Genomic DNA, 25,765 nt, shown 5'->3' with positions numbered 1-25,765 from the left:
GAGGAAGTACTTCAATATGGATGTTTATATAGGTAAGAAAGTTAAATTTCAATATAAAGGAGAAATATTAGAAGGATATGTTCGTTCAATATATAATAACGGCGACACTGTAAATATAACAGTTGACAAAAGTGCATATACTTATCCAGTATGCTTATTAGCCAAAAATAATCAAGAAATAAAAGAAAAAAAGGGAGAACAGCTGTCTATGAAATTTGAGTAGGTAGCTGCTCTTTTTTATAAGGAGGACGGTGCTTATGGAAGGTAATTATAAACAGAGTGATTTTGATAATTTTAGATGTCCAGAATGTGGTGGTAAACTTAATTATGAATTTGGTGCAGTACGTTGTGAAAATGATGATTGGTTTGCAGAAGATGGTGAAATTGAAGAACTTTTTAATCTTAATGATGGGAGAGATAAGGATGAGTAAATACGTTATGTCAGATATACATGGATGTTATGAAAAATTTATAAGTATGTTGAAATTAATTAATTTCACAAACAATGATGAATTGTATATAATAGGTGACATATTTGATAGAGGACCGGGATCATTAAAAATATTAGATTATGTAGTAGGGCACAAAAACATAACTTTGCTTAAAGGTAATCACGAAAAAATGTTTGAAGAAGCCGTTGAAACAGGTAATTATAATTTATGGTACTGCAATGGAGGACAAGTCACGCATTTCAGTTTATTAAAAGAAGGATTTGATAAGGAACTGCTGATTTATAACTATATTAAGAGACTGCCGATTATTAAAGTAGTCGATAAATTTATATTGGTTCATGCAGGTTTGAAGTTTTCAGGTAACTATAGCTCAATAGAGCTTGAACAATTTCTAAAACAGGATGAACAAAACTGTTTGTGGACAAGAGATAACATAGGTATCGAGAAGCAATATAAAGATTATACCGTAATATGTGGTCATACTCCTGTGCAGGCTATATTAGATAATTCTAATACACCTCAAATATTAAAAAGACAGGGAACAATTTATATTGATTGTGGTAGCTGTTTTCAAGGTGGCAAATTAGCATGTTTAAGGCTTGATGATATGAAGGAGTTCTATGTTTAAAGGAGGCAGTTGGTATGAAAGGACGGGTTACTAAAAATATCCTAGAGTATATGAATTCAATGTCTATAAAACAGTTCTCTTATATTCAAGTAAGTTGTATAGCTAGTTCAATAAAAACTGAATACTACGACAGAAAGGATAAAAACATAAAAATAAATGGTAAAACTGAAGATGGTAAAAAGCAATTAAACAAGAGAATTGCCGATATAGTAAATAAAAAATTATTAAACAATGATATAACTCCTGATGATATAAGACTTTACAAAAGGTGTTTTGCTGAAGAATATACTAATCGTACAGGCAAATGTGCATGGGGATTTACAGAATTAAGGCAACGTTTAGGATATGATCCTAAAACAGGAATTGAATTGAAGAATTTATAAAAAGATAAAAGGATGTCTACACTTAGATGTCCTTTTATTTATAAAAATAATAAAGGATGGTGGATCGAATGGAGTATTGCTGTCATGGTTGCACAAATTTAAATAAAGATGAAAAGAAAATAGATGGAACTTGTTATATGTACGGATGCAGGTCGGATAAAAGAGGAAAAATATGCGGGTGGATACAGTCGGACAATGAGCTTAAAACAATGGGATGCTCTAGTTGGACCAATAAGCCTACTCAAATTAATGAACAGTTGACATTATTTTGATAAAAAACATTTTTTAAATTTTAAAGACAAGGAGGATGAAAAAAATGAAAATAAGTAATGATATTAAAATTGAGGCTGTAGATGATAGAAATATATGCATCCTTAAAAAGATGGTAGTTAAAGGTGAAGAACAGTGGAAGAGACTAGGTTACTATACAACGCCACAAGGTGCTTTAAAAGGAATGGTTAATGATGAAATAATAGGCACTGGCTTGAAGGATTTCCAAGTGGTTTGTAATAAGATCGATGAATTGTATAAGATTATTGATGGACTTTCTGTGAAGCTAGAATCTCATGCTAAAAATAAACAAGATACTTATGATCTTCCAGAAGAGTAAAGTTCATAAATTTAATTTCAGAATTCAAAAACAGTTTCAAGAGCTGAATAAAATACGTCGCAAATGAGGTGATAAAGTTAAATGATAAGAAAAATATTGTATTATTTTATAACGCTTATAGCGTGGTTAATTGCAACTTTATATTTACCATTCTATTTGTGCAAAAATCATGAAAAGCATGATTTTTGGTATCTTGAAATAGGGAAATATTATAGTTCAATAAAAACCGTAGTAGGTATGTTTATTATTGGTTAATAGTTTAGAATTCAAATAAGGCATAGCTGGTCTATGAAAGGAGAATAAAAATGCAAGAAAAGTTGATAAAGCTTTGGAAAACTTGTGAAACAAAACAATTAGCAAAAATATTTGAAGAATATATGAAAAGTATTGATATAAAAAAATATGATGGTAGAAGAAAAAACAATGATAATACCTATATTATAGATGGTAAGAGTACAAACTGGAATAGGGTTCAATGCTTTTATCATAAAGGGTCTACAAGCTTTGGACACGAAAATTTATTATTTGTACTAAGAAAAGAATCTGGAAATTACTTTATTATTGAAAGGGAATCAGTAAGAGCATTTGAATGTGACCATAACGGCGTAATAGAATATAATGAAAAATTACTTGATGAAATCATAAAAGAACATAAACCTTTATTTGACACATTATTAAGCATGATATCTTAATACACAATTCAAAGACCAGTGATATGAATAATTAAGTCCAGCTAAGAAATGTCAATAAGAAATAAAAAATAATTATTATTTTTATGAGATTAAAAAAGGTTAACTTTAATAAACCTTTTGACTAACTGTCAAAAAACCCTTCACCTTTCGCATAGCGAAAACCTTAGTCTTTTAACAAACGAAGTGAGTTAAAACCCTTCACTATAGTGCTCGACAAATTCCAGTTTATCAGGATAAATTTGGAGATTGCAATTTTAAAGTTTATTTGTACCAAACCACCAATTTTCAAGGGATTATGGTGAATATATAGTTTATAGTTGAGCTAGTTTCACTATAGAATTAACTATCGCAACAAGCTAATTTAAAGATAATTGAAGCAAAACTAAGAATACGGTACTTAAGCAACTTAATTTTTATAAAATCAAACAAAAAATTATTTTACATAAATTTAAAAATATAATACAATATTATTGGAAGCGCTACCATAGCATAAGGAGGTCTTTTAATGGCTACCATAAATGATGTTGCAAAAATGGCTGGAGTTGGTACTACAACAGTATCTAGAGTTATAAATAATAGTCCCTTAGTATCTAATGAAACTAAACAAAAGGTCTTAGCTGCAATTAATAAATTAAATTATTATCCAAGTAATTTAGCTCGTGGGCTTGCTACCTATTCAACGCATACCATAGGATTAATAATGGACAATACAATGGATAAAGTATATGCTAATCCTTTCATATATGAGGTTTTTAGAGGCATAGAAAAAAGTGTTTATGAAGGTGGTTATAATCTTCTTTTACTAGGAAAAAATACAAGACAAAATGGAAAATTAGCAGTTGAAAATGTACTTCATGGTAAAATGGTCGATGGATTAATTCTTCAAAACCATTTAATAGTATCTAATTATTTAGATAACATAGAGAAATATAAACTTCCAATAGTTGCAATAGGTAAACTTGACAAAAAATATAATATAAGCAGTGTGGATATAGATAACTTTAATGCTGGGTATATATGTGCACAGCATTTGTATGAAAAGGGATACAAAAAAATTGCATTTGCAGGTATTGATCCAAATAAAATTTTTGCTAATGACAGATATATAGGATATAAAAAATACATTAAAGAAAAGGGATTGATTCCCATTGTCCCAAATGAATCCTTTAGCAATGTAGATTCAATAATTTGTATTGATAATATATATGCATATAAAATCATGTTAAAGTGCAAGAAATTAGGGAAAAAAATTCCTAATGATATTGGAATTATTACCTTTGACAACTATCCTTTAGCTGAATATGTTGAACCACCAATCACCAATATTGAAACAGATTTATATGAAGTTGGAATTCAGGCTGGAAATGAAATATTAAGAAAACTAAAAGATAATTCAAATGATGCTAGAAGTATAAAAGTTCCTGTATCTATAAATATAAGATCTTCAACATAAGGTTTTGAAATAAATTGATATCTTATATTTTACAATAATACCTAGAGGAGGCGAATTATTTAGTTAAAATATAGGTAAATTCCGTAAAGCTTTAAATTTCAAGAGATTATCTATGGTAAAATTAAGATTTCAATTTAATAATATAAAAAATTTTTATAAAACACTAAAAGGAGGAAAATCATGAAAAAGAGAGCTATAAAATTAGTATCTATGTTTTTATGTACTGCCACTTTAATTGGTTTATCAGCATGTAAATCTACAAGTAAAACCGATAGAAGCAAAAGTAATAGGAAAACAGTTGTTGAGTTTTGGCATTACTGGGATGGAAATAATGGTAAGGCAATAAATGAGCTTGTAAAAAAATTTAACTCAGAAAATAAAGATATAGAAGTCAAACCTGTGTTCATCCCTAATGATCAGCTTATGACAAAACTTCAAATGGCAATTACCTCTAAAACCACTCCTGAATTAGCAGCAGCAGATATATCAGGAATGGCTAAACTTAGATCATCTGGTGCCTTACTTCAGCTTGACCAATATGTAAAGGATAACAACATAAATGTAGGAAGCTTTTATCCATCACTTTTAGAATATGGAAAGGAAAATGGTAAACTTTATTCTCTTCCTGTTAGCACAAACAACCTTGCTTTATTTTATAATAAGGACTTATTTAAAAAAGCTGGTTTAGACCCTAACAAAGCACCGAAAACTTGGGATGAACTTCAATCTTATTCTGAAAAAATAGCAAATAGTATTCCTGGAACTTATGGCTTCGAGTTTTACACTCAAGTAGGTGACAATGGTGAAGGATTAACCTGGCAGCTTCAGCCATACTTATGGCAATCAGGGGCAGATTTTATTAAAAATGGCAAAGCCGCTTTTAATAATGAAAAAGGTGAAAAATCATTAAGCTTTCTAGTAAACCTAATCAATAAAAAATTAGCACCTGTAGGTTCTTGGGATGATTTTGCTAAAGGTAAATGCGCTATGGTAGTGGATGGTTCATGGATGGTCGGAATATGGAAAGACTCTTTAAATTTTGATTTTGGTACAGATATGATACCTACTCCAGCTGGTGGAAAAAACGCTACGAATATGGGTGGTGAACAAATATTTGCTTTTAATAAAAGTTCTGAAGAAAATAAGGCTGCTGCAAAATTTATAGCTTATATGACCAGCAAAAAAACACAAATTCAATGGGATGAAAAAACATTCTTTATGCCTGTAAGTAAAGAAATAGCAGCGGATGCTGACTATGTAAAATGGGTAAAAAGCACAGATGCAAGACTTATGCCTTTTGTTGAACAGCAGCAGTATGCTCATGCCAGACCTTCAATGATGCAGTATCCTGCAGCATCATTAAACTTTGCAAAAGAAATAGAAAAAGCTTATTTTGGCAAAGCAAGCGTAAAAGAAGCACTATCAAATGCCGAAAAAGCAGTTAATAGTGCATTGGATAATTAGTAAAAAGATTAATTACGTTTGAGAGTTATAGCGCAAAAATAACTCTCAAACAATATTTTATATTTATTATCTTAATAAATCAATATATTTTTATACCGATTGAGGTGATATTATGGGAAAAAGTAAGAATCAGAATCTTGTATCCTACACATTTTTGTTACCAGCAATAGTCTTGTTTATGCTATTTAGCGTTATACCCATAGTGTATTCATTTTATTTAAGCACCATGAAGTGGAATGGTTTTAGTATTGACAAAGAATTTATAGGAATAAAAAATTATATTAACATCTTTACCAATAAAAACTTTTATAATTCTCTATTTATTACAATTATCTATACAATCTTAGTAACTTTAGGAAGTATATTAATAAGTATGTTTTTAGCAAATTTATTAAATAAAGAACTGAAATTTAAATCTATTTTTAGAATCGCTTATTTTATACCAGTAATTACTGCTACTGCTGCTGCCGGCGTTGTATGGAAGTATATGCTTGATCCATCTCAAGGTATAGTTAATAAATTTTTAAACTATGTTCATATTTCATCTATTCCATGGCTCACAAATCCTTTTTGGGTAATTATATCTATTTCACTCGTTGGAATATGGAAGCGAATAGGTTATAACATGGTAATATACTTATCTGCCATGCAAAGTATTCCTAATAGTTTATATGAATCTGCCGACATTGATGGTGCTACAAAATTTGAAAAGTTTAAACATATTACGATTCCTATGTTAAAGCCGACAACTTTACTTCTTATAATAATGTGCTTTATTGATTCTTTTCAGGTCTTTGATCAAGTATATGTCATGACTAATGGCGGACCTGTTGGAGCAAGCGATGTACTTGGACTTTACATGTATAGAGAAGGTTTTGCTTCTGGAAATGTTGGTTATGCCTCTGCAGTAGGATGGGTTATATTCTTATTCATATTTATAGCTACTATTGTACAATTTAAAATAAGTAATAAAGGAGGAGAATTATAGTGAAAAAATTTGGTAGTATTTTAACTTATATTATTGTAATTTTAGGTGCTTTTATTATGATACTGCCCTTTTTATGGATGATTACTACTTCATTAAAACCCTTGAAAGCTAGTTATAGTCCTCCTTATTTGATACCACAGAATTTTGAAATAAAAAATTATATAACAGCATGGCAATCTGCTCCATTTTTAAATTATTATAAAAATAGTTTTATCGTATCAATATCAATAACGATTGGTACAATAATAATTTCCGCAATGGCAGCATACCCATTTGCAAGATTAAACTTTAAAGGCAAAAACTTTCTATTTTATCTATTTTTAGGTACAATGATGATACCATTTTATGTTGAGATAATACCTCTTTACAATATAATTCAGAAAATAGGATGGATAGACACGCGCAGAGCGCTTATAATTCCAAGACTATTTAGTCCATTTGGTATATTTCTTTTTAGGCAGTATTTTTTAACCATACCTAAAGAACTAGATGAAGCAGCAGAAATAGATGGTTGTAATAAGTTTTATATATTCTGGAAAATAATTCTTCCGCTTGCAAAGCCAGCTACAGCTTCTCTCGCAATATTTACCTTCTTATTTGGATGGAATGATTTCTTATGGCCCCTATTAGTAACTACAAGGCCTGAATTTACCACTGTTCAAGTAGGAATAGCAAATTTTTCAGGAAAATATGGCACACTATGGCCTTACCTTATGGCCGGCACAGTAACTTCAGTACTTCCTGTATTTATTGTGTTTATATTGGGTCAAAAACAATTTATTGAAGGAATGATGACTGGAGGAGTTAAAGAATGACAAGAGACATAATATATCAAATATTTCCGGACAGATTTTGCGATGGTAACGAATTAAATAATCCTCAAAACTCAAAAAAATGGAACAGTCCAGTTGACAGAGAATGTTTCATGGGCGGCGATTTAGAAGGAATTATCAGCAAGCTTGATTATATAAAAGCTTTAGGGGCTACTGCTATATATTTAAATCCAATTTTTCAGTCTCCCTCAAATCATAAATATGATACTTCTGATTATTTTAAGATAGATGATTCATTTGGAACAGTAAAGGACTTTGAGAATCTTGTTACGGAATGTCATAAAAAAAATATAAAAATTATTATTGATGGTGTTTTTAATCATACAAGTACTGAATTTTTCGCATTTAAGGACATACTAATTAATCAAGAGAAATCAAAATACATCAATTGGTATCACATACTTAATTACCCTGTTGTAGTAACAACTCCCCCGCCATATAAAGCCTGTGGAGGTGCATCATTTTTACCAAAATTAAATACTAAGAATCTAGAAGTACAAAACTATATAATCAGTATTGTGAAATTTTGGGAAGGAAAAGGCATCGATGGAATAAGATTTGATGTTCCCTTTGAAATTGAACCTTCATTGCTAAAAAGAATAAGAGAAGAAACCAAGCTTTATTTGATTGGAGAAATCTGGGGATATGGCGGAGACTACGTTCCAAGATATTTCGACGGGGTTACTAACTATCTACTAAGGGATCTTATTAAAAAAGCTGTAGTTAACCAATGCATTACTTCAAAAATGTTTGTTGATGAATGGAATACTATATATAGCATGTATGGTGATAACATAAATTCTATGGTAAATTTAGCTGGTTCCCATGATACGGAAAGAATATATACTTTATGTCAAAATAACATTAATAAAGAAAAAATTTTTTATGCCTTCTTATTTTCATTACCAGGAATCCCCCTAATTTATTATGGTGATGAGATAGGTCTTAAAGGTGAAAATGACCCTTATTGCAGAGGCTGCATGGATTGGGACAAATATAACTGGAATAAGGAAATATACAATAATATAAAAGAACTAGCTAATATTAATAATACGAATGAAGTTTTCAAAGACGGCAAGGTGAAATTAACCAGTCTAGGAGAAAGAGTTTTAATCATCACAAGATATGATAATAAAAAAAGCATAAGTGTTATTATAAATTTTGGTTTTCAATCAGAAATCATCAATGGATCAGTGATTGAACCTATGAGTTTTAAGTTTATTTAATAAAAGATTAAGCATATTTAATTAATTTCCCCATTATTTAAATATGAAAATCATCATTGAAAGACGAACAGAAGCATCTTTCAATGATGATTTTTTATTATATTTGAAGCTGATATAATTTTTTATACTGCGATTGTTTTTTCATAAGAAATTCATGTGTTCCCTCTTCAACTACCTTGCCACTATCCATAACATATATCTTATCTGCATTTTTAATTGTAAGCAATCTATGAGCTATTACAATTAAAGTTTTATCTTTGCAGGCTTTATCAAGAGAAGCTACAATTAATTTCTCCGATTCTGTGTCCAAAGCTGAAGTTGGTTCATCCAAAAGCATTATAGGTGCATTTTTAAGTAGTGCTCTTGCTAAAGCTATACGCTGTTTTTGTCCACCTGACAAATTTTCTCCATTTTTCTCAATTACAGTTCCATAGCCTTTTGAAAGCTTCATTATAAAATCATGTGCATTTGCTTTTTTTGCTGCATTTATTATTTCTTCTTTTAAAGCTCCTTCTTTTCCATAAGCTATATTTTCTTCAATAGTTGCATTAAACAAATATGGATTTTGTGGAACGTAAGCTATTTTTTCTCTAATTGAACTCAAATCACTACAATGCATATAAATATTGCCCTTATCGGCACTATAAAAACCCAATAAAAGCTTTATTATAGTACTTTTACCACATCCACTAGACCCAACAATGGCAGTCATTTTTCCCTTTCTTGCTGCTAAATTCACTCCATTTAATATTAATTTATCCTCATAAGCAAAATATAAATTTTTTAACTCTATATCAAAACTTTCATCTTTTTCATTTAATAATATTTCTTCTCCTTCCAAAGCTTCTTCCTTAAGCTCCATAAAAGCATTAAGTCTTTTTAATGAAGCTGATGACTTTTTAATGTCCTTCATAAAATTTCCAATGCTTTGAAACACATAATTTGCATTTCCCATAAGCTGTACTACTGCTGCAACAGTACCAACAAGAATATAGCCTTTATATACAATGTAAAGGGCAATAGCTAAAACTCCCATATATTGAAAGCTTGACAAAAATACATTGCTACCTTCAAATAAAGCATCAAATTTTGTAAGCTTCATTGAAACATCATAGCACTTGTCACTTTCTTTTTTATAATAGCTATATACCTTATTTTCCTTAAGAAACATTTTTGTAATCGCACTGCTATTTATTAAATCTATTATTCTTTCTGTAATTTTCCCAATTATTTTTTGCATATTATCATTTAACAAACTGATTTTTAGTGATAATAATTTGTTCACTACTATTGTAGCAATTCCAAATGTAATTATAATTAGTGCTAACTGCCACTGCATATAAAATATAATTGAAAGTGCAGTAAAACTATGTATTACTGCAAAAAAAAGCAATCTTATCTGAGTCACATATGCATCTTCAATATTATTAATATCATTAGTTAAAATTGAAATAAATTTTCCACTGTGCTCTTTATCAAATTCACTAATTTTAATTTTTTCTAATTTATTAAAAGCTGAATTTCTTACTTCATACATAGTTTTTCTAATACACAAATGTCTAATGTAAGAAGCAATAGGATCTATTATTATTCCTATAACAAAGGAGAAAGCTGCAAGTAATAAAGCCTCTCTTACTAATCCCATTTTACCATATATAATGCCATTAAATACATCTTGAGTAATAAAAGCAATTATTAAATTAAAACAAATGGAAGTCACTGCATTTTCCACTATCATTGAAAAAACATATAGTTTTTTTCTTTTTCCCATAAGAGATAAAATTTGATTTAATTCACTATTTATCATATTGCTAAGTCTCCCTTATCTGCACCAAAACTACTTTCATATAATCTTTTATATATTCCCTTATTTTCCATTAATTTTCTATGAGTTCCCATTTCTATAATGCCATTTTTATCAAATACAATTATGTTTGAAGCATTTTTTATAGTTGCTAATTTATGTGCCACAACTATTATAGTTTTATTCTTAGTTATTTTTTCTAAGCTTTCACTTAATATTGCTTCTGCCTTAGCATCTAGTGCTGCCGTTGGTTCGTCTAAAAGTACTATTGGAGCATCTTTAAGTATCATGCGTGCTAAAGCAATTCTCTGACATTGCCCACCAGAAATTCCGCCTCCCCCTTCTCCAATTAAAGTATCATAACCATTTGGTAATTTTTCTATAAATTCATGAGCATTTGCAAGTTTAGCCGCACATATTATTTCCTCCATAGAAGCATTTTCTTTTCCCACAGCTATATTCTCAGAGATTGTAATAGGATAAAGATAACTTTCCTGTGACATATAAGTTATAAATTTTCTTACACTCTTAAGGTTTACGTCTCTAATGTCATTTCCAAATATCCTTATTTTTCCGCTGCTTAAATTGTAAAAACCACATATAAGCTTTAATATTGTACTTTTGCCAATTCCACTGCTTCCAACTAAAGCTGTATAACTTGATTTGGGAGCTTTAAATGAAATATTTTGAAAATATTATTCTTCCCATCATAAGAAAATACTGCATTTTCAAATTCAATTGGATCACTTTGAAAATTAACTTCTATATCCTTTTTATTATTTTCTTCCACTTTTAAATCCATAATTTCAAATATCCTGCTTACTGCTGGAATAGATTGTCTTGCACTTCCTATAAAGTTTAAAATAATTTCTACTGGCCCTGCAACATAAAAAACAAGAGTAGAAAATGCAAAAAGACCTCCAACTGACATTTCTCCATGAATAGCAAGGTAACCTCCATAAGTTATATATATTAACTGGGGTGCTAACTTAACTATTAAAAAAATTGGTGTTAAATATGCATTTAATTTATCAACTTTAAGCCTTTTAAATTTTATACTTTTTGAAATATCTTCAAACTTTTCAGAAAATATTTTCTCAAGTCTAAATGATTTTAAAACATACCTTCCATTAACAACATCTTGAAGTATATTATTTACCTTTGAGGAATCTTGCATTAATTTTGCTGAATAGGCTTGCGCTGGTTTATTTATTTTGTCATAAATTACAGTTGATAACGGCATTAATATGAAGGTAACTAAATAAAGCTTAGGACTAATGTAAATCATGTAAGTTGAAGCTAAAACTATTAGTACTACATTAAATAAGAACTGCAAAATTCCATTTAGAAATTGAATTAAGATTGGCAAATCATTGTTTACTCTTGAAATTAAATCTCCACTAGAATATTTTTTCAAAACATAGATCGGCAACTTCTGCACATGTGAAATAAGCTTATTTTTAGTATTATAGCTAAATAAGTTGCAAAATTTTTTCTGAAAGGTATTTTGAAAAATAAGCCGTAAACATACCCACAACAGTTAATATTATTAAAAAGCACAAATAGTTAATAAAAACACTATTATTTTTATTAGCTACACCATCCATAATCTTCTGAATTCCATATTGAATTCCAACTTTTATAACTGCATCACAAAGTAAAACTATGCTGGATACAAACATAATTAGATAATATGGTTTTAAGCTTAACATAAGTCTCTTTAAATCACTTTTATTCATTTTCATCAATTCTTTCTATAACAAAATAAATATTATCCATAAATTCATTTTCATCTTTAGGGACACTTATCAAATCATTGTTCTTTAAATATTCAACAGCATACTTTTGTAAAATATCAAAAAGTGTGCAAGCATCTTCTTGGATTTCCTTTCTATCTATAGTTTTTGATGTCTTATACAATTCATTTAATACATTGCCCCATATTCTCTTAAACAAATTTACATCCATCATATTTTTTATTACTTCAATTTCTTTTTTTAGCATTCCATATTCTTCTTTACTAAAAACAGTTACATTGGATTTTAAATTTTCTCCTTGCTTTTTAATTATTTTTTTATTTAAAATGTCCTATATGCGGTTTCTTCTTCATCCTTATTAAGTATATTTATATGAACGTCATTTTTTACAACTTTAATATAAAGTTTACCTTTCCTTTTCTGAAAGCATTTTTTCATTTGCACATCTGATGAAGGAGGAAGTCCTTCTTCCGTTACTCAGTTTAGAAATTTATGAAGAAAAGAATAGCCCTTAGTGGCTATATCATTATTATACTAGGAGGCGCTTACATGATCGAAAATGAAAAATTCCGACTAGCACTTTCCCAAAACGGAAATGTAGAATCTCTTGAGGTAAAGGGAGACCCTTATAAGATGAATTGGGTAATTGATGAAGCATATTTAAAAGAAGTTGGATATACATCGTTAGAAAAGTTATTTGGTCATTTTGATTTAACAATTAATGGTTCAACTTATACAAGTATGTCTGTTAAGCCAATTATTTGTGAAATAGATGAAAAGATTGACGTTACATTTGATTTTCCTAAAGCAGTTGTTTATTTAGAATATGATTTAGGAAGAGATCAACTGGCGTTGAATTGGAATATTCGTGTGAAAAATAAACTTAATTATAAAGTAAGACTTGAAAATTTTGGCGTTTGGGCATCTTTCGCCTATGTGATGTTCCGTGATAAAAATGTATTGCGTAATATTCATAATTCTGCAGCGGTTTTTCCTTCAATTTCTACCAATTTTACAAAAATTAATACTGTAAGGAGAGGAAATGTCGGAACAAATTTAGGAGTTTACCAAACAAGTGGAAAAACATTATCTGTTGGAACCTATTGTGAGTACCAGAATTTGTTTTTTGAAAACGTTTCTCCTTCATTGGATGGTGTGGTTTACCACAAACTTATTCTTTCAGGTGGTTATCCTGAGGACTTTAATAGTCGTGATTGGATTTATTCAAAAGAACAAATTGAACTTGAAGCAAATGAAACGAAGAAATGGAAATATGCAATTAAACCAAACGAATCAAAAGATGAATTTTATGAAAATGGTTTCATGTTAGGACATCCCAAAATTAAGTATGTTCCGCTAAACGTATTGGGAGACTCAACACGTGTCGAGATAACATCAACTGTTATTAATCCACTTGTTTGTGCTGAAATTCATTATGTGGAACAAAATGAGGAGAAAGAAATAGATGTGTCAGATAAGTTAAAAACATTTGGCAATAAATCGGTATTAATTACTAGACTTCTTCATTTAGGTGAACACAAAATTGTTTTTAAGTTTGAAGACGGTTCAGAGGACTTTATTGTTATAAATGTCATGGATGACTTAGCAAAGGTAATTGAGGAACGTACTAAATATATTTGCGATACGCTTTATAATGGACCAGATGGAGAAATTCCATATGCTTTTCAACCTATTTCTAATCAAGGAGAGTCTCTTGGAAAATTAAATCTTGTATTGAAGAAAAATCTCCTAGGGAGGCTTGATCTAGAGCAAGTACGTAAAGTTGAAGCGAGTGCAGTGAATTATGTTCGCCCAAAATGGTTCATTGATGGGAATTTTAAAAAGCCTCGCAAGCTTTATGGTGAATTTTATAGGTGTATGGATTTTGAATATATTGGTCATTTGTTTTACTTATTGTCAGAATTTAATGGGGATGTTTTGCAATTAAATTCGCCAGAAATCTATTTAGAATGGGCAGCAGATGTTTTCAATTTGCGTGTAAATCCTGATTTGCATAAAGATGAGCGTGGAAAAGAAGAAGCACAAATGCTGGGTGTGTATTTTCTCTACATTAGGGATTTGTTAGAAAAGCTCAAGGCACATGGATTTGTTGAAAAGTATAATACAATTAAACGACTTTGGAAAAATACAACAAAGCGTGTTAATGAACGCAGTTTAAATTATGCTTCAGCCATCACAGAACACTATTTTGACAATGCAGGTTTTGGACCAGCTGCTGGCGCCTTAAGTGAATCTGGATTGAAGGAAGGAGCAATGCGTTATGGAGAACTCATTTTGGCTAATATCGGATATTCAAATGATTTTCGTGCACAAAATCCGGATCGCTGGTGGGAAGCGCTAACTTATATGATTCACTCACTTTGGGGTGGTGTAACTGCGTCAGCTGCTTTTAAGGTTTATGAGTTTTTGAAGGATCCAGAATATTTGAAGGCAAGTTATCGAGCAACAGCAGGTATTCTTTATTGTTATGATACTCATTCAACAGCAACACTTTCATTAGGCAAAGGAATGGCAGGATCAACGTATGCCGTAGCGGGTCCACATATTAATCGTCCAGATCTTTCACGTGAGCGTTTTGGACAGGCAACTTTTTTTAGAGATGGTGGAATTTTTGCTCGTTTATTTACAAATGATGACCAAACTCCTGACTGGGATATGGGTGAGGAACTTGTTGCATATCTTGATGGCTTTGGTCAAAAAACGTTTATACTAGTTTCTTACGATGAAGTGGAAGTTATTAATGGAACGTTTGAAAAAAACGGTTCTAAACTAAAGGTGACTAGCTTTGCTCCTTACGCGAAGAAGTTTTATCTTGTAAAAGATGGTTTTACAACAGAACTTGATAATCCTGCAAAAGAGACAACAATAACTATAAGTTTGTAGATACACAGAGAAAAATGAGGTTTGAAATATTAGGTACTTGGTTAAACTAATTCTACTTTATGATGAGGGAAAATAATGTATATTATAAGTACTTTCATAGGAAAAGGAGACTTAAAAATGGCCGAAAAAATCATATCTATTTCGATGCCACCATTTCCAGATTTTATTGAAGGAAATTATATTACGTTTCAAAAGGGGCAGTTACATCCGAACAGATGTAATCTTGGATATTTTGATATGTTGTTTATAAAAAGTGGAACACTCTATTTGGAAGAAGAGGGAGATAAATACGAAGTAGGAGCGAATAAAATGCTCATTCTCTTACTTTACAAAGTACAGAGGGTGATGATGCAGCTGGTATTTGGAAAACAGAAGAATTGTTTCTGCGTTTCTTGCAGTTTATTGAAAATCAAGGAACCTATAAGAGCCGCAAGGCAAGTATCGCAGAAAAAGTGTTGCTTTATCTTGAAAATAATTTCCATCAAAAGATAACTACGCAAATTTTATCAAAGGTATTCCATCTTCATTGCAATTATATTGCTGAATCCATGAAAGAGATTTTTGGAAAAACTGCAATGGAGATGCTTACAGAAATTAGGATGAATGCGGCAAAAAAATATCTGCTTCGCACGGATAAAAGCGTGGAAGAAATAGCAAGACTTGTTGGATACAGTACAGATGTTTATTTTTCAGGACAATTTAGAAAACATGAAGGTATTTCTCCAAGTTATTATCGTAAGCAGTACAAATCATAGGTTTAATTAAATTTCATTTTTAAATGTAGTTACAACCATGAAAAGGCTACGACAGTTAAAGATACTAAAAATTAAGAAAGGAGAATGTATATTGAATTGATTAAATTTGATATACAAGAAGATATGAATAAAAAAAACAACAAACTTACGCTTATTAATAAACTTGCTTATGCAAGTACAGATACAGCTGGAAATCTATTGTATTGTACCTTGACAAGCTTTGTCCTTTACTTCTACACAGATGTATTTGGTATTTCAGTTGGAGCAGCAGGCACGATTTTGTTAATTGCTAGAATTTTTGATTCTTTTGATGCTCCTATTTGGGGACTTATTATAGATCACACCCACTCAAAGTATGGCCAAAGTAGACCTTGGTTTTTGTGGCTATCAGTGCCATTTTCACTCTTTATGATTCTTTCATTTATTACACCAGACTTTTCTACAGGGCAAAAGGCAATTTATGCGCTAATTACGTATCTTATAACAGGTATTCTTTACACAGGAATTTCAACACCAATTACTGCGATTTTGCCAAATTTAAGTAATGATTCCGATGAACGTGTTAAGCTAAACTCCTATCGAATGATCGGTGGTAATTTGGGGTATTTTGTAACAGCTTCATTTACCTTACCTCTTGTTGCGTTTTTCGGTAAAGGAAATGCTCAAAAAGGATTTTCAATTACTGTTTTAATCTACGGAATTATTGCTGCTTTGATGTTCTGGTTCGCTTTTGTAAAAACAAAAGAAGTTAACACTGTTTCGGAGCAATCCTTACCAATTCGTGACAGCTTTAAAGCTATAAAATCAAACTGGCCATGGGTAATCATTGTTTTGGGAAACATCTGTTACTGGTTGGGAAATACAGTTCGTACATCTACCGTTATTTATTATTCACAATACAATTTAGGGAATAAAAACTATGCATCTGTTTTAAATGGTCTAGTTTTAGCTCAGGTTGTTGGTGTTGCTTTAATTCCATTTATTGTGCGTAAACTTTCAAAAACAGCTACAATGATTTTGGGACTAGTTATTGCCTCACTAGGACAAATTTTTATTGGTTTGTCTGGAAACAATTTTACATTGATTTCAGCATCATGGATATTTGCTGCACTTGGAACAGGCATTGCAGTGTCCATGCCATTTGCGATGCTTTCTGACACTGTCGATTATGGGGAATGGAAAAATGGTATTCGAGCAAGTGGATTCTTAACTGCTATTGGAAGTTCCTTTTGTATTAAAATGGGGTCTGGAATTGGAGGCTTCTTACCATCAAAGATTATGGAGAAGTTTGGATACGTTCCAAACCACGAACAAACAGCTTCATCACTTGTAGCTATTCACTTTTCATTTGTATGGTTACCAGCAATTTGTTTTCTTCTAGGAGCGCTAATAATGATCTTTTATTTTAAATATGAAAAGAATGAAGAAAGTGTTAAACAAGAATTGCAAATGCATAGGGGTTCAGTTAATACTAAATAATATAAGCATTTTAGAAAAGATAGATTTAAAGGGCTAAAGTAATGCAGGTGATTTTAGATTATATTAGTTAGAATCACCTGCATAAAGTTATACAGCACTTAAAGTTAAAAAAGTGTATGTAATGCCGTCTGCTTCGTGTTTTTCATTTTTAAGTATTTTGTAATCGCTCATATTAAATTTAGGAAAGTAAGTATCTCCGCTTTGTTTTAAATGTACTTTTGTAAGATATAATTTTTTGCAGTGTGGCAAAAATTCTTCATATATCTTTCCGCCACCTATAATAAAAACCTCATCTTTGCAATCTTCATATTTGAGAATCTCATCTATATTATGAACTATTTCTACATTATCATTGTCATAATTATAGTCCATATTTCCTGTTATGATTATATGCTTTCTATTTGGAAGAATTACAGGTAAAGATTCAAAAGTTTTTCGGCCCATTATAATTGTTTTGCCTGTGGTTAATTTTTTGAATCTTTTTAAGTCCTCAGGTATATGCCACGGAAGTTTGTTATCTTTGCCAATAACGAGGTTTTCATTAAGGGCTGCAATTATACTTAGCATTACACAGCCACCTCCATATTTATTTTATCATGATGCTTATAATCTATAAGTTTTATGTCGTTTATTGTAAAGCTGTAAAAGTCTTTTATTTTAGGGTTTATCCAGAGCTTGGGAGCATCATAAGCTGCATCTTTTCGAGTGAGCTGAAGTTTCATGCCTTCTACTTGATTTTCATAAATATGAGCATTATTTATAATATGAGTAAATATTCCAGGTTTAAACCCTGTTACTTGTGCAATAAGATGAACTAGAACAGCATATTGGCACATATTGAATGGAACACCAAGAGGAAAATCTCCACTTCTTTGAACAAGCATACAGTTGAGTTTGTTGTCTGTAACATCCCAAAGTGTTTCGTAGCAGCAAGGCTCTAAAGCCATATCTGGTAAATCTTCTATGTTCCAAAGAGATATTATCATTCTTCTATTTTGCGGATCAGTTTTTAATGTGTTAATCAATTTATCAATTTGTTTAAATTTTGCTACTTGATATCCATAGGCCTTTCCGATGGTTCCGTCATCTCGCATCCATTCATCCCATATATGAACATTTTGAGCCTGCAATCTTTTTACATCATTCGATTGATCTTTATATATCCAAAGAAGTTCTTTAACGGCTGTTTTAAAAGCAACGAATTTTGTTGTTAGTATTGGAAAAGCTTCAGATAAATCAAATTGCATAGTTTGATGAGGAAGTTTATATGTAGCTATTCCAGTTCTATTTTGACTATAGTATCCGTTCTTTAATATACTTTCAACTATATCTAGATATTGATTATCGGCTATATTCATTTTAAGTTCCTCCAATTGATAAATATTTTTTATAATTGTAGAAGGATAATGGGATGATGCCCAAACCCCGTGTTATTAGTTAGTAATTATCTTCAGTATTTTATGTTGCTGGGAGAGAGACTTTTTATAATTATAGAAGGATAATGGGCAATGCCCAAACCCCGCGTATGATTATATAAATGGTATGTGCCTAGAGTTTTGCTTTTGTACAATGCCCATGTGTGTGAGTGCTGGGATCAAAAGTTGAAGCAGTAAAACCAGTAGGATAACTTCTATTGGCAGCATAATAGTGTTTTTAATAATGCTTGTTGTAAAAAAGTAAAGATAACCTTTGTTAAATAGAAATTTGCTCCAAAGGCAACCGAGACCTACATGAATACCATAATTCACGATAAATTTTGCAAGAAAAACTCTTAAAATTGTAATACGACTGCGATACAAAAAGAGTCCATAAATGAAGAATTCAAGCATTGTAGATAACGTATATCCTGGAAAAAAAGTTCCGGAAGGATGAATTACAAAACCTAATATATCATAAATTGCGCCAACAAATAAACCAGTAACGGGCCCGAAAATTAAAGCACCAAGAGAAAGTACTAAAAATACAAATGAAATATGAAGGTTTTCTCCTACAGGGATATAAAAGGAATTAAGTACAATACTAAGTGCTATTGTTATACCTGCAAAAGTAAGAGTACGTAATTTTTTTAGTTCTGAAGATGATGTAACCCAATATTTCAATGTAAAGATTGAGAGAGCCGGTTTTTCCATAAAAATACCTCCTTAAAATATGGCATATTCATACAGCCACATAAAGAAGGTAAGAACTCCGATATGCAGCAGCGGGATGCGGTAATTGTACGGCAAACCATACTACTTGGTTTTTCGTCCCGAAAGCAACTCCCCGTCTTTCAGGCACGTAACCCACAACTACCTACTCTGCCATGTATTTTAACTAATTATATAATATTAATATATAAAAATCAAGACAAGCAATATAATGTCATGTTATGTATATTAGTGTTAAATATCTTAAAACTTAGTGAAGTAATAGTATTAAAAATAGTTTTAATAAAATATTGAAAATTTTAGAAAAATATAATAAAAAGACTTAAAAATTTCAGTTGTTTAAGCATTAGTGAGTTATTGAAAACTCTTAGGATTTTGATTATATTTATCTTAGGTTTGTTGGTTTTGCTTAATGTTCTAGAATATTGACATTGCTTCATTATGAATGATAGAATGAGGACAAACAGAAATTTGAAGGGGTAAAATTATAATGGTTATCGATGGTAATTTAAAAGAAAAAGAGGCTATGAAAGCTTTTTATAAAGGAAACAGAACAGAAGGTTTGAAATTGCAGGAAGAATTTGCATCGCAATTTCGAGAGGAATATAAAGAAAAAGATCATTGTTCATGCAAAAAGGCTTGTCGATATCATGGGAATTGTAAAGAATGTGTTGCAATCCACAGGGCACATCAGGAGCATCTGCCAAATTGTATGCGGCCGATTGTAAATCAAAAGCTTAAGCTTTTATCGGAACTTACTGAACATACGATAGCAAATGAAATAGAGCCACCAAAGGAAATTTTGAGACGAGAATAAAAAATCTGAATTTTGATTATAATGCTAAACGTTAAGCTGTTGCCCTAACAGGGGCAGGTTTTTTTATTTTTCCGTCTGGTGGCGTGTTCTGATTCTATGTTATTGATATTGTTCAATACTAGCACAATTACTTAATGCAACCAGAAGCATACAGATAATTGTAAAGGGAAGCATGCCTAAGTTCATCTGTTATTATTTCAGTAATCATGTTAATATGAACTCTTTTTTGCATTGCAAAGAGAATCATTCTGTAGTTTCTTACGGCATTTAATTCTCCCATTAAGGCTTTTTTTATGCCATCGCAATAGGATTTTGGTTTTTCAAAAGTTAAGTCAGGCATAGTTTGTATAGGTTTGCCAGTTAGCTGAGAGTATATTTTTCTAAACATGCTATTATGTTTTCTTTCATCATTTCTTATTCCTGTTATTATATTTTTAGCTTCTTGATTTGGAGCTACTTTTATTAAATAATCATAGAAGAGCTCATCCTCTCTTTCACCGCTTACGGCATTTTGAATTGACTTTAGAGCACCTGGAAGGTTTTGAGGATAGGTATATGGATCTGCTGCCATTGGCATTTCATTTCTATACATATCATCATATCCAGCATTAAAAGCAAAAGGACATTGATAAAAACAATTCATAAGTTTCCTCCATAAAAATGTATTACGATTCATAATATGAAAGTAATTGTAAAAATGTTAAATAATTTTATTATAAATTGTTAGGTATATAGTATAAACAGTAAAATTATTATATAATAATCATACGCGGGGTTTGGGCGGCAGCCCATTATCCTTCTAGAACCTCAAGAAATTGCTGTCTTGGCAACACAAAATATTAATAGCTACAACTAAACAAGAATCGCGGGGTTTGGGCGGCAGCCCATTATCCTTCTAGAACCTCAAGAAATTGCTGTCTTGGCAACACAAAATATTAATAGCTATAACTAAGCAAGAATCGCGGGGTTTGGGCGGATATTAAGATATGTTTTATCAAGTTAATAAGGATAAAGGAATTCCATCTCAAACTATAGAGGTGATTGTTATTCTTTTAGACAAACTATATGTACTACAAACTGCTGAAAGGAGAATGTTAATTGTCTAAGGTTATTGGTATTGATGCAGGAATAAGTACTACTAAAATAGTAGGTTTTGATAAAGGTGAAATGTTTAGTCCAATGTTTGTAAAAGCAAGTGATCCTATTTCATGTATTTATGGAGCTTTCGGAAGATTTATAAGTGTTAATAAGCTTAACATTTCTGATATTGAAAGGATTATGATAACTGGAATTGGTTCTTCTCATTTAAAAGAAAGAATTCATGGTATACCTACAGGAAAGGTAGATGAATTTGATGCTATAGGAAGAGGAGGGTTGTTTTTAAGTAAACTTGATAAATCGATAATTGTGAGTATGGGAACAGGAACTACTTTTGTAATGGCAGATGAAAATGGGGTTGAACATATAGGAGGTACAGGAGTAGGAGGAGGAACACTTTTGGGTCTCTCTAATATAATGCTGAATGTACGTGATTTTAATGATATTATTAAAACTGCTAAGGATGGTAATTTATCAAATGTAGACTTAAATATAGGAGACTTAATTAATGAAAGTTCATCAGAATTGCCTGTTTATGCCACTGCTTCAAACTTTGGAAAGATAAGTGATTTAGCATCTAAGGGAGATATTGCTCTTGGTATTATTAATCTTGTATTTCAAACAATTGGAGTTATGGCGGTATTTTCAACTAAAATATATGGAATAGCTGATGTTGTACTTACAGGCAACTTAACTGATGTCCCTCAGTCCAAGGGTATAATAAAAGCAGTGGAAGACATGTTTCATATAAAGATTTATACTCCTTTAAATGCTCAATTTGCAACAGCCGTGGGTGCTGCTATAATGTATAATCAAGGAATTGAATTTAATGAAATTTAACTTTCATAGTTTAAAAATATTGCGAAGTAATATTGCTTTGCAACATTAAAAAAATTCTATAAATCTAAGGTAAAAAATCATAAAATCCTAAGATATTTCAATAACTTCCTATCGGTCAAACAAATTAAAATATCTAAGTATTTTATGATTTTTTTACCAAGATTTATTAGAATTTTTTTAAATCGTTCCTTCAGCAGTATTACTTCGCTCCCACGGTAGTGCAAGGAAAAAATTCCTCCGTACCTACGTCTTCCGCTTTGCTGCGGAAAAATTATTAATTTAAATTAAAGATTTTTCCATAGAAAAACGGAGGAAAATCATCATTAACTTTTTTACTAAAGGTAAAAAAGTTCACCTTTTTAACGAGCAGTGCAAGTTAAAACCCTTCACCTTTAGCTTTTTTTCGCCTTCTTTTCAGGCGAAAAAAATTCACTATTACTTCTCAGTATTTTTAAACTACAGGTAAAACTCCAAATAATAATCAGTGCTTTTCTCTTTTAGTTACATACTTTTTAAGCTCACTTTTAGCTGCTCTTATCATATCTTCCCATTCCACATCCATAAGTACATTAACTGCATCGCTAATACTATCCATAGAATAAACTGAAAACTTGTTATTTAATATAGCTCCTTCAACCTCATCGTTTAATACGATATTATCTATATTAGCTTCCGGTATTAAAACTCCATGTTCCACATTGTCATCATATATGCTGCATACCTTATAAAAGCCCTCAATTTTGTAATTAACCCCTCCTATAGGCTGAGCTTCACCAAATTGATTAATTGATCCTGTCACTGCTATATTTTGTTTTATAGGTATTTTAGAAAGTGCTGAAAGCATGCATACCGTTTCTGCCACAGATGCACTATCGCCATCAAGTTTTCCATAAAGCTGCTCAAAAGATAAATGAAAGTCAATTGGAATTTTACTATAAATACCAAATGTTTTATTTATAAAACCTTTCAGTATACTTATAGATTTACAGTGAATGTTGCCACTCAAATTGTTTTCCTTATTAACATCAATTATATTTCCATCACCTTTATAACAATTACAGGTTATTTTCATTGGTTTTCCAAAGGTTGAATATCCTAAGTCAATTACAGATAGTCCATTAATTTGACCAATTTTTTTACCACTAACCTCTATAAGCATTTTCTTATCTTTGTAGCTCTCCATTATTCTTTTTTCAATTAAATCTTCGCTATAAATAACTTTTCTAACATTATCTTCAGTTATTTCTTCTCCTCTCTCCTCACAAGCCTCTAAGTTCGAGAGAGTAAGTATGTTAAATATATCATCAGTATCAATATAGTACTTTCTATTACTTTCAGCCATTCTAGACATATATTTTTTTATTTCTTTATAAGCTGGCACTGAAAGTTCTTTTAATTTATTACCTTCACAAAAACTATTTAAAGTTTTAATTACAGTATTTTGAATTTCACTTTCTATTGGAAAAATCGGATTATATTCTGCTTTTATTTTAAATATGTCCTTAAAATCTCTGTCATAATTATACATCAAGCTGTAAGAATCATAATCGCCTATCAAAATAACCTTAAGATTAACACCAATTGGCTCGGGAACTATTCCATTTAGACTTACCGCTTCAGCATATCCACGATTATAATTAAGCTTAACCTTTCCATTCAAAAGTATCTTTTTTAAATAATAGTAAGATGCATTATATGAAAGTAAATTATTCACACGTATTATGAGGCATCCACCATTAGCTTTCAAAATAGCCCCTGCCTTTATAAGACTTATATCTGTTACATAAGTTCCGTTGTGATTCTCATATTTAATACTTCCAATAAGATTTTCTAGATTTGGGTCATCTTCATAAATTATTGGAGGAGTTTCATTTTTATTATTGTCAACAATGACATTTATATAGTATTTTGATATTGCATTTAATATTTTAGCCTCATCATTCTCATAATTCATGCTATAATTTTCAACTAATTCCTTCTCTATTTTCTCACATATTTTATTCAATTTATCTATTATCTCTTTAGATTCTTTAAATTCAGGAAAAAACTTGATCTTAGTACCTTCGGATTCATTTATGAGATAATTTTCGAAATATTTTTTAAGCTTACTTATTTCATCAGTTTCTATTTCCTTAAGTTTATCAAATGCAATATTGGTTTTTTCTTAAGCTCTTTTATTTTATCAAGTATTATTTCCTTGTCATCAAGACTCAATGTATCATATTCTTTTTCAGTCATTCCAGCTCCATCCTTAAGCGGAATAAAATTAAATCCTCCCTCAGTAACTTTAAATTGAAAGCCTTGCTTTTCCGATTCACTTATTATTTCATTTAAAATGTAGTTTTTCTTTTTTGAACATTTTCTATTATTTTATTATGTTCCATATCGTCTGAGTCATTATAAAACTTATAGGTTAACTTAATATATAATTTCTTTATCATATTTAAATATTCATAAAATTTATTACCATATCCATTTGGAACTATCATACCTTCAACGTTTTTTGAATTATCAAAGGTAATATAGCATATATCATACGGTTTATGTTTATCTATTAAGACCTCATTTACATAATTTATGATACCCTCAAGTTTATGTTCACTAAATTTATCTACAATATAAATATTGTATCCAATCTTATTTATATTAAGTCCCTTTTTTATATTGTTATAAAATTCATTATCCTTATTGGAACATTTCTCTTCATCATAAGGTGTATCTTCATTGTATTTAGCATTATAAATTATATCTTCAGGAACCAATTTTCTATACATATAATATACCTCCCCTACTTAACACATAAATTGTCTCTATATATTAATATTCTTAAAAGCTCATTTTAGGAACTTTTTTTATTTTTAATATTATCTATCGTTCACAAATGGATTTACCTATGCTATAATAAACAAGATAATATGTAAATTTTCCTATTATACTTAAGATTGTAGCAATTGAGCTTCTTCAAATATGAAATAATATTTAAATATTTATGTAAAAGGAGTTTTTAAAATGAGTTTTAAAGAAAAAATGCAAAAGTATTACGCAGATAGTTTTATGAAAAAAAAATGGTGATAGATTAACTCAAGTACAGGGTAATATAATTTCTGTAAAGGTTGAACAAAAAGCTGTATTATGGATTTTTCATAAATTAACTGCAACTGTTTTAGTAAAACCTGATAGAAGTAGAAACATAGTAAGATGTATTTATAAAAGAAACAGATGGTTTAAAAAACCTGAGTTTATGACTTTAAACCAAGGTAATTTAGTTATAGTTCAAGGTCTAAAAAGTACTTCAGGTAAAAAGGGCGATAAAAAAGAATTTATACAGATAATGAACATACGAAACTTAAGCACCAAAAAAGACTTAGTACATATAGATGCAAATTCTGGTGAAGTTAAAACCATAAGGAAAGTAAGAAGAATGAAATAGAGCTC

30 protein-coding genes, 1 pseudogene and 1 riboswitch are annotated in these 25,765 nt (G+C 30.4%); of the genes and pseudogenes, 20 read left to right on the top strand and 11 right to left on the bottom strand.

The window, feature by feature from the left end; genetic code table 11:
- Positions 1-16: 16 nt before the first annotated feature.
- From AGR56_RS17085 to AGR56_RS17035, 13 genes are all read left to right on the top strand, one after another.
- Positions 17-223 carry a hypothetical protein gene (locus AGR56_RS17085; RefSeq protein WP_053243221.1) on the top strand — a complete coding sequence of 69 codons (207 nt, stop codon included), beginning with the start codon at positions 17-19 and terminating at the stop codon, positions 221-223.
- Between the two features lie 34 nt (positions 224-257).
- Positions 258-431, top strand: a complete 174-nt coding sequence (locus tag AGR56_RS20485; RefSeq protein ID WP_157055802.1) for a hypothetical protein — start codon at positions 258-260, stop codon at positions 429-431.
- Positions 424-1,080, top strand: coding sequence for a metallophosphoesterase family protein (locus AGR56_RS17080; RefSeq protein WP_053243220.1), 657 nt, complete (start codon positions 424-426; stop codon positions 1,078-1,080). The genes AGR56_RS20485 and AGR56_RS17080 overlap by 8 nt, the downstream gene beginning before the upstream one ends.
- Positions 1,081-1,094: 14 nt before the next feature.
- Positions 1,095-1,463, top strand: a complete 369-nt coding sequence (locus tag AGR56_RS17075; RefSeq protein WP_053243219.1) for a hypothetical protein — start codon at positions 1,095-1,097, stop codon at positions 1,461-1,463.
- Between the two features lie 68 nt (positions 1,464-1,531).
- A complete protein-coding gene (locus AGR56_RS17070; protein ID WP_053243218.1) occupies positions 1,532-1,735 on the top strand; it encodes a hypothetical protein in 204 nt (67 codons plus the stop codon).
- Between the two features lie 44 nt (positions 1,736-1,779).
- Positions 1,780-2,073, top strand: coding sequence for a hypothetical protein (locus AGR56_RS17065; protein WP_053243217.1), 294 nt, complete (start codon positions 1,780-1,782; stop codon positions 2,071-2,073).
- 81 nt (positions 2,074-2,154) lie between these two features.
- Entirely contained in the window at positions 2,155-2,328 is a 174-nt protein-coding gene (locus tag AGR56_RS20480) for a hypothetical protein (RefSeq protein ID WP_157055801.1), read from the top strand.
- Between the two features lie 50 nt (positions 2,329-2,378).
- Positions 2,379-2,765, top strand: coding sequence for a hypothetical protein (locus tag AGR56_RS17060; protein WP_053243216.1), 387 nt, complete (start codon positions 2,379-2,381; stop codon positions 2,763-2,765).
- Positions 2,766-3,270: 505 nt separating this feature from the next.
- Entirely contained in the window at positions 3,271-4,218 is a 948-nt protein-coding gene (locus AGR56_RS17055) for a LacI family DNA-binding transcriptional regulator (RefSeq protein WP_053243215.1), read from the top strand.
- Between the two features lie 180 nt (positions 4,219-4,398).
- Positions 4,399-5,682: an ABC transporter substrate-binding protein gene (locus AGR56_RS17050; protein WP_053243214.1), complete on the top strand. Its 1,284-nt coding sequence runs from the start codon at positions 4,399-4,401 to the stop codon at positions 5,680-5,682.
- A gap of 112 nt (positions 5,683-5,794) precedes the next feature.
- Complete coding sequence (locus tag AGR56_RS17045; protein WP_053243213.1) at positions 5,795-6,670, top strand: sugar ABC transporter permease; 876 nt, start codon at positions 5,795-5,797, stop codon at positions 6,668-6,670.
- Positions 6,670-7,485 carry a carbohydrate ABC transporter permease gene (locus AGR56_RS17040; RefSeq protein ID WP_231016483.1) on the top strand — a complete coding sequence of 272 codons (816 nt, stop codon included), beginning with the start codon at positions 6,670-6,672 and terminating at the stop codon, positions 7,483-7,485. The genes AGR56_RS17045 and AGR56_RS17040 overlap by 1 nt, the downstream gene beginning before the upstream one ends.
- Positions 7,482-8,729, top strand: a complete 1,248-nt coding sequence (locus tag AGR56_RS17035; RefSeq protein ID WP_053243211.1) for a glycoside hydrolase family 13 protein — start codon at positions 7,482-7,484, stop codon at positions 8,727-8,729. The genes AGR56_RS17040 and AGR56_RS17035 overlap by 4 nt, the downstream gene beginning before the upstream one ends.
- 97 nt (positions 8,730-8,826) lie before the next feature.
- Here AGR56_RS17035 and AGR56_RS17030 read toward each other — a convergent pair whose 3' ends face one another.
- From AGR56_RS17030 to AGR56_RS17010, 5 genes are read right to left on the bottom strand one after another with little or no spacing between them, the layout of a single operon-like run.
- Positions 8,827-10,536 carry an ABC transporter ATP-binding protein gene (locus tag AGR56_RS17030; protein ID WP_053243210.1) on the bottom strand — a complete coding sequence of 570 codons (1,710 nt, stop codon included), beginning with the start codon at positions 10,534-10,536 and terminating at the stop codon, positions 8,827-8,829.
- Positions 10,533-11,162 carry an ATP-binding cassette domain-containing protein gene (locus AGR56_RS17025; RefSeq protein WP_242851585.1) on the bottom strand — a complete coding sequence of 210 codons (630 nt, stop codon included), beginning with the start codon at positions 11,160-11,162 and terminating at the stop codon, positions 10,533-10,535. The genes AGR56_RS17030 and AGR56_RS17025 overlap by 4 nt, the downstream gene beginning before the upstream one ends.
- Before the next feature lie 14 nt (positions 11,163-11,176).
- Positions 11,177-12,070: an ABC transporter ATP-binding protein gene (locus tag AGR56_RS17020; protein WP_198150074.1), complete on the bottom strand. Its 894-nt coding sequence runs from the start codon at positions 12,068-12,070 to the stop codon at positions 11,177-11,179.
- A complete protein-coding gene (locus tag AGR56_RS17015) occupies positions 12,006-12,272 on the bottom strand; it encodes a hypothetical protein (RefSeq protein WP_157055800.1) in 267 nt (88 codons plus the stop codon). Before AGR56_RS17015 ends, AGR56_RS17020 begins: the two co-directional genes overlap by 65 nt.
- Positions 12,265-12,537, bottom strand: a complete 273-nt coding sequence (locus AGR56_RS17010; protein WP_053243206.1) for a hypothetical protein — start codon at positions 12,535-12,537, stop codon at positions 12,265-12,267. Before AGR56_RS17010 ends, AGR56_RS17015 begins: the two co-directional genes overlap by 8 nt.
- A gap of 302 nt (positions 12,538-12,839) precedes the next feature.
- On the opposite strand from AGR56_RS17010, the gene AGR56_RS17005 reads away from it, so the two are divergent.
- The 4 genes from AGR56_RS17005 to AGR56_RS16990 all read left to right on the top strand — a co-directional run bounded on the left by AGR56_RS17005 (position 12,840) and on the right by AGR56_RS16990 (position 17,428).
- Entirely contained in the window at positions 12,840-15,194 is a 2,355-nt protein-coding gene (locus AGR56_RS17005; protein ID WP_053243205.1) for a hypothetical protein, read from the top strand.
- A 75-nt stretch (positions 15,195-15,269) separates the two neighbouring features.
- Complete coding sequence (locus AGR56_RS17000) at positions 15,270-15,686, top strand: hypothetical protein (RefSeq protein WP_053243204.1); 417 nt, start codon at positions 15,270-15,272, stop codon at positions 15,684-15,686.
- Complete coding sequence (locus tag AGR56_RS16995) at positions 15,647-15,949, top strand: helix-turn-helix domain-containing protein (protein ID WP_278279675.1); 303 nt, start codon at positions 15,647-15,649, stop codon at positions 15,947-15,949. The genes AGR56_RS17000 and AGR56_RS16995 overlap by 40 nt, the downstream gene beginning before the upstream one ends.
- An 84-nt stretch (positions 15,950-16,033) precedes the next feature.
- Positions 16,034-17,428, top strand: coding sequence for an MFS transporter (locus AGR56_RS16990; protein ID WP_053243202.1), 1,395 nt, complete (start codon positions 16,034-16,036; stop codon positions 17,426-17,428).
- An 87-nt stretch (positions 17,429-17,515) separates the two neighbouring features.
- Here the strand turns inward: AGR56_RS16990 and AGR56_RS16985 are convergent, their stop codons facing one another.
- From AGR56_RS16985 to AGR56_RS16975, 3 genes are all read right to left on the bottom strand, one after another.
- A complete protein-coding gene (locus AGR56_RS16985) occupies positions 17,516-17,995 on the bottom strand; it encodes a dihydrofolate reductase (RefSeq protein ID WP_053243201.1) in 480 nt (159 codons plus the stop codon).
- On the bottom strand, positions 17,995-18,786 hold the full coding sequence (locus AGR56_RS16980) for a thymidylate synthase (RefSeq protein ID WP_053243200.1): 792 nt from the start codon (positions 18,784-18,786) through the stop codon (positions 17,995-17,997). The genes AGR56_RS16985 and AGR56_RS16980 overlap by 1 nt, the downstream gene beginning before the upstream one ends.
- 171 nt (positions 18,787-18,957) lie before the next feature.
- Entirely contained in the window at positions 18,958-19,557 is a 600-nt protein-coding gene (locus AGR56_RS16975) for a folate family ECF transporter S component (RefSeq protein ID WP_053243199.1), read from the bottom strand.
- Positions 19,558-19,624: 67 nt separating this feature from the next.
- A riboswitch (THF riboswitch) is annotated at positions 19,625-19,730 on the bottom strand.
- A gap of 335 nt (positions 19,731-20,065) precedes the next feature.
- Here AGR56_RS16975 and AGR56_RS16965 point away from each other — a divergent pair.
- Complete coding sequence (locus tag AGR56_RS16965) at positions 20,066-20,392, top strand: hypothetical protein (RefSeq protein WP_053243197.1); 327 nt, start codon at positions 20,066-20,068, stop codon at positions 20,390-20,392.
- Positions 20,393-20,519: 127 nt separating this feature from the next.
- Here AGR56_RS16965 and AGR56_RS16960 read toward each other — a convergent pair whose 3' ends face one another.
- Positions 20,520-21,035 (bottom strand): ferritin family protein, encoded by a 516-nt coding sequence (locus AGR56_RS16960; RefSeq protein ID WP_053243196.1) that lies wholly within the window; start codon positions 21,033-21,035, stop codon positions 20,520-20,522.
- Positions 21,036-21,490: 455 nt separating this feature from the next.
- Between AGR56_RS16960 and coaW the strand changes: the two genes are divergently transcribed.
- Positions 21,491-22,330 (top strand): type II pantothenate kinase, encoded by an 840-nt coding sequence (coaW, locus tag AGR56_RS16955; RefSeq protein WP_053243195.1) that lies wholly within the window; start codon positions 21,491-21,493, stop codon positions 22,328-22,330.
- Positions 22,331-22,811: 481 nt separating this feature from the next.
- On the opposite strand, the gene AGR56_RS23065 is transcribed toward coaW, so the two are convergent.
- Positions 22,812-24,335: an AAA family ATPase gene (locus AGR56_RS23065; protein ID WP_347460510.1), complete on the bottom strand. Its 1,524-nt coding sequence runs from the start codon at positions 24,333-24,335 to the stop codon at positions 22,812-22,814.
- A 325-nt stretch (positions 24,336-24,660) separates the two neighbouring features.
- A complete protein-coding gene (locus AGR56_RS23060; protein ID WP_347460509.1) occupies positions 24,661-25,104 on the bottom strand; it encodes a hypothetical protein in 444 nt (147 codons plus the stop codon).
- A 235-nt stretch (positions 25,105-25,339) separates the two neighbouring features.
- Between AGR56_RS23060 and AGR56_RS16945 the strand changes: the two are divergent.
- A pseudogene (locus AGR56_RS16945) lies at positions 25,340-25,760 on the top strand (hypothetical protein).
- Positions 25,761-25,765: the final 5 nt, after the last annotated feature.

Origin of the sequence: Clostridium sp. DMHC 10, assembly GCF_001270375.1 — a bacterium.
Taxonomy (GTDB): Bacteria; Bacillota; Clostridia; order Clostridiales; family Clostridiaceae; genus Clostridium_S; species Clostridium_S guangxiense.
Note: the sequence above shows the minus strand (reverse complement) of the source record. Positions and strands in the feature narration are given on the sequence as shown.

Coding starts and splice junctions, on each gene's coding strand:
- AGR56_RS17085 (WP_053243221.1), top strand. CDS start 17: ATGGATGTTTATATAGGTAAGAAAGTTAAATTTCAATATAAAGGAGAA.
- AGR56_RS20485 (WP_157055802.1), top strand. CDS start 258: ATGGAAGGTAATTATAAACAGAGTGATTTTGATAATTTTAGATGTCCA.
- AGR56_RS17080 (WP_053243220.1), top strand. CDS start 424: ATGAGTAAATACGTTATGTCAGATATACATGGATGTTATGAAAAATTT.
- AGR56_RS17075 (WP_053243219.1), top strand. CDS start 1,095: ATGAAAGGACGGGTTACTAAAAATATCCTAGAGTATATGAATTCAATG.
- AGR56_RS17070 (WP_053243218.1), top strand. CDS start 1,532: ATGGAGTATTGCTGTCATGGTTGCACAAATTTAAATAAAGATGAAAAG.
- AGR56_RS17065 (WP_053243217.1), top strand. CDS start 1,780: ATGAAAATAAGTAATGATATTAAAATTGAGGCTGTAGATGATAGAAAT.
- AGR56_RS20480 (WP_157055801.1), top strand. CDS start 2,155: ATGATAAGAAAAATATTGTATTATTTTATAACGCTTATAGCGTGGTTA.
- AGR56_RS17060 (WP_053243216.1), top strand. CDS start 2,379: ATGCAAGAAAAGTTGATAAAGCTTTGGAAAACTTGTGAAACAAAACAA.
- AGR56_RS17055 (WP_053243215.1), top strand. CDS start 3,271: ATGGCTACCATAAATGATGTTGCAAAAATGGCTGGAGTTGGTACTACA.
- AGR56_RS17050 (WP_053243214.1), top strand. CDS start 4,399: ATGAAAAAGAGAGCTATAAAATTAGTATCTATGTTTTTATGTACTGCC.
- AGR56_RS17045 (WP_053243213.1), top strand. CDS start 5,795: ATGGGAAAAAGTAAGAATCAGAATCTTGTATCCTACACATTTTTGTTA.
- AGR56_RS17035 (WP_053243211.1), top strand. CDS start 7,482: ATGACAAGAGACATAATATATCAAATATTTCCGGACAGATTTTGCGAT.
- AGR56_RS17030 (WP_053243210.1), bottom strand. CDS start 10,536: ATGATAAATAGTGAATTAAATCAAATTTTATCTCTTATGGGAAAAAGA.
- AGR56_RS17015 (WP_157055800.1), bottom strand. CDS start 12,272: ATGAATAAAAGTGATTTAAAGAGACTTATGTTAAGCTTAAAACCATAT.
- AGR56_RS17010 (WP_053243206.1), bottom strand. CDS start 12,537: ATGCTAAAAAAAGAAATTGAAGTAATAAAAAATATGATGGATGTAAAT.
- AGR56_RS17005 (WP_053243205.1), top strand. CDS start 12,840: ATGATCGAAAATGAAAAATTCCGACTAGCACTTTCCCAAAACGGAAAT.
- AGR56_RS17000 (WP_053243204.1), top strand. CDS start 15,270: ATGTATATTATAAGTACTTTCATAGGAAAAGGAGACTTAAAAATGGCC.
- AGR56_RS16990 (WP_053243202.1), top strand. CDS start 16,034: ATGTATATTGAATTGATTAAATTTGATATACAAGAAGATATGAATAAA.
- AGR56_RS16985 (WP_053243201.1), bottom strand. CDS start 17,995: ATGCTAAGTATAATTGCAGCCCTTAATGAAAACCTCGTTATTGGCAAA.
- AGR56_RS16980 (WP_053243200.1), bottom strand. CDS start 18,786: ATGAATATAGCCGATAATCAATATCTAGATATAGTTGAAAGTATATTA.
- AGR56_RS16975 (WP_053243199.1), bottom strand. CDS start 19,557: ATGGAAAAACCGGCTCTCTCAATCTTTACATTGAAATATTGGGTTACA.
- AGR56_RS16965 (WP_053243197.1), top strand. CDS start 20,066: ATGGTTATCGATGGTAATTTAAAAGAAAAAGAGGCTATGAAAGCTTTT.
- AGR56_RS16960 (WP_053243196.1), bottom strand. CDS start 21,035: ATGAATTGTTTTTATCAATGTCCTTTTGCTTTTAATGCTGGATATGAT.
- AGR56_RS23060 (WP_347460509.1), bottom strand. CDS start 25,104: ATGTATAGAAAATTGGTTCCTGAAGATATAATTTATAATGCTAAATAC.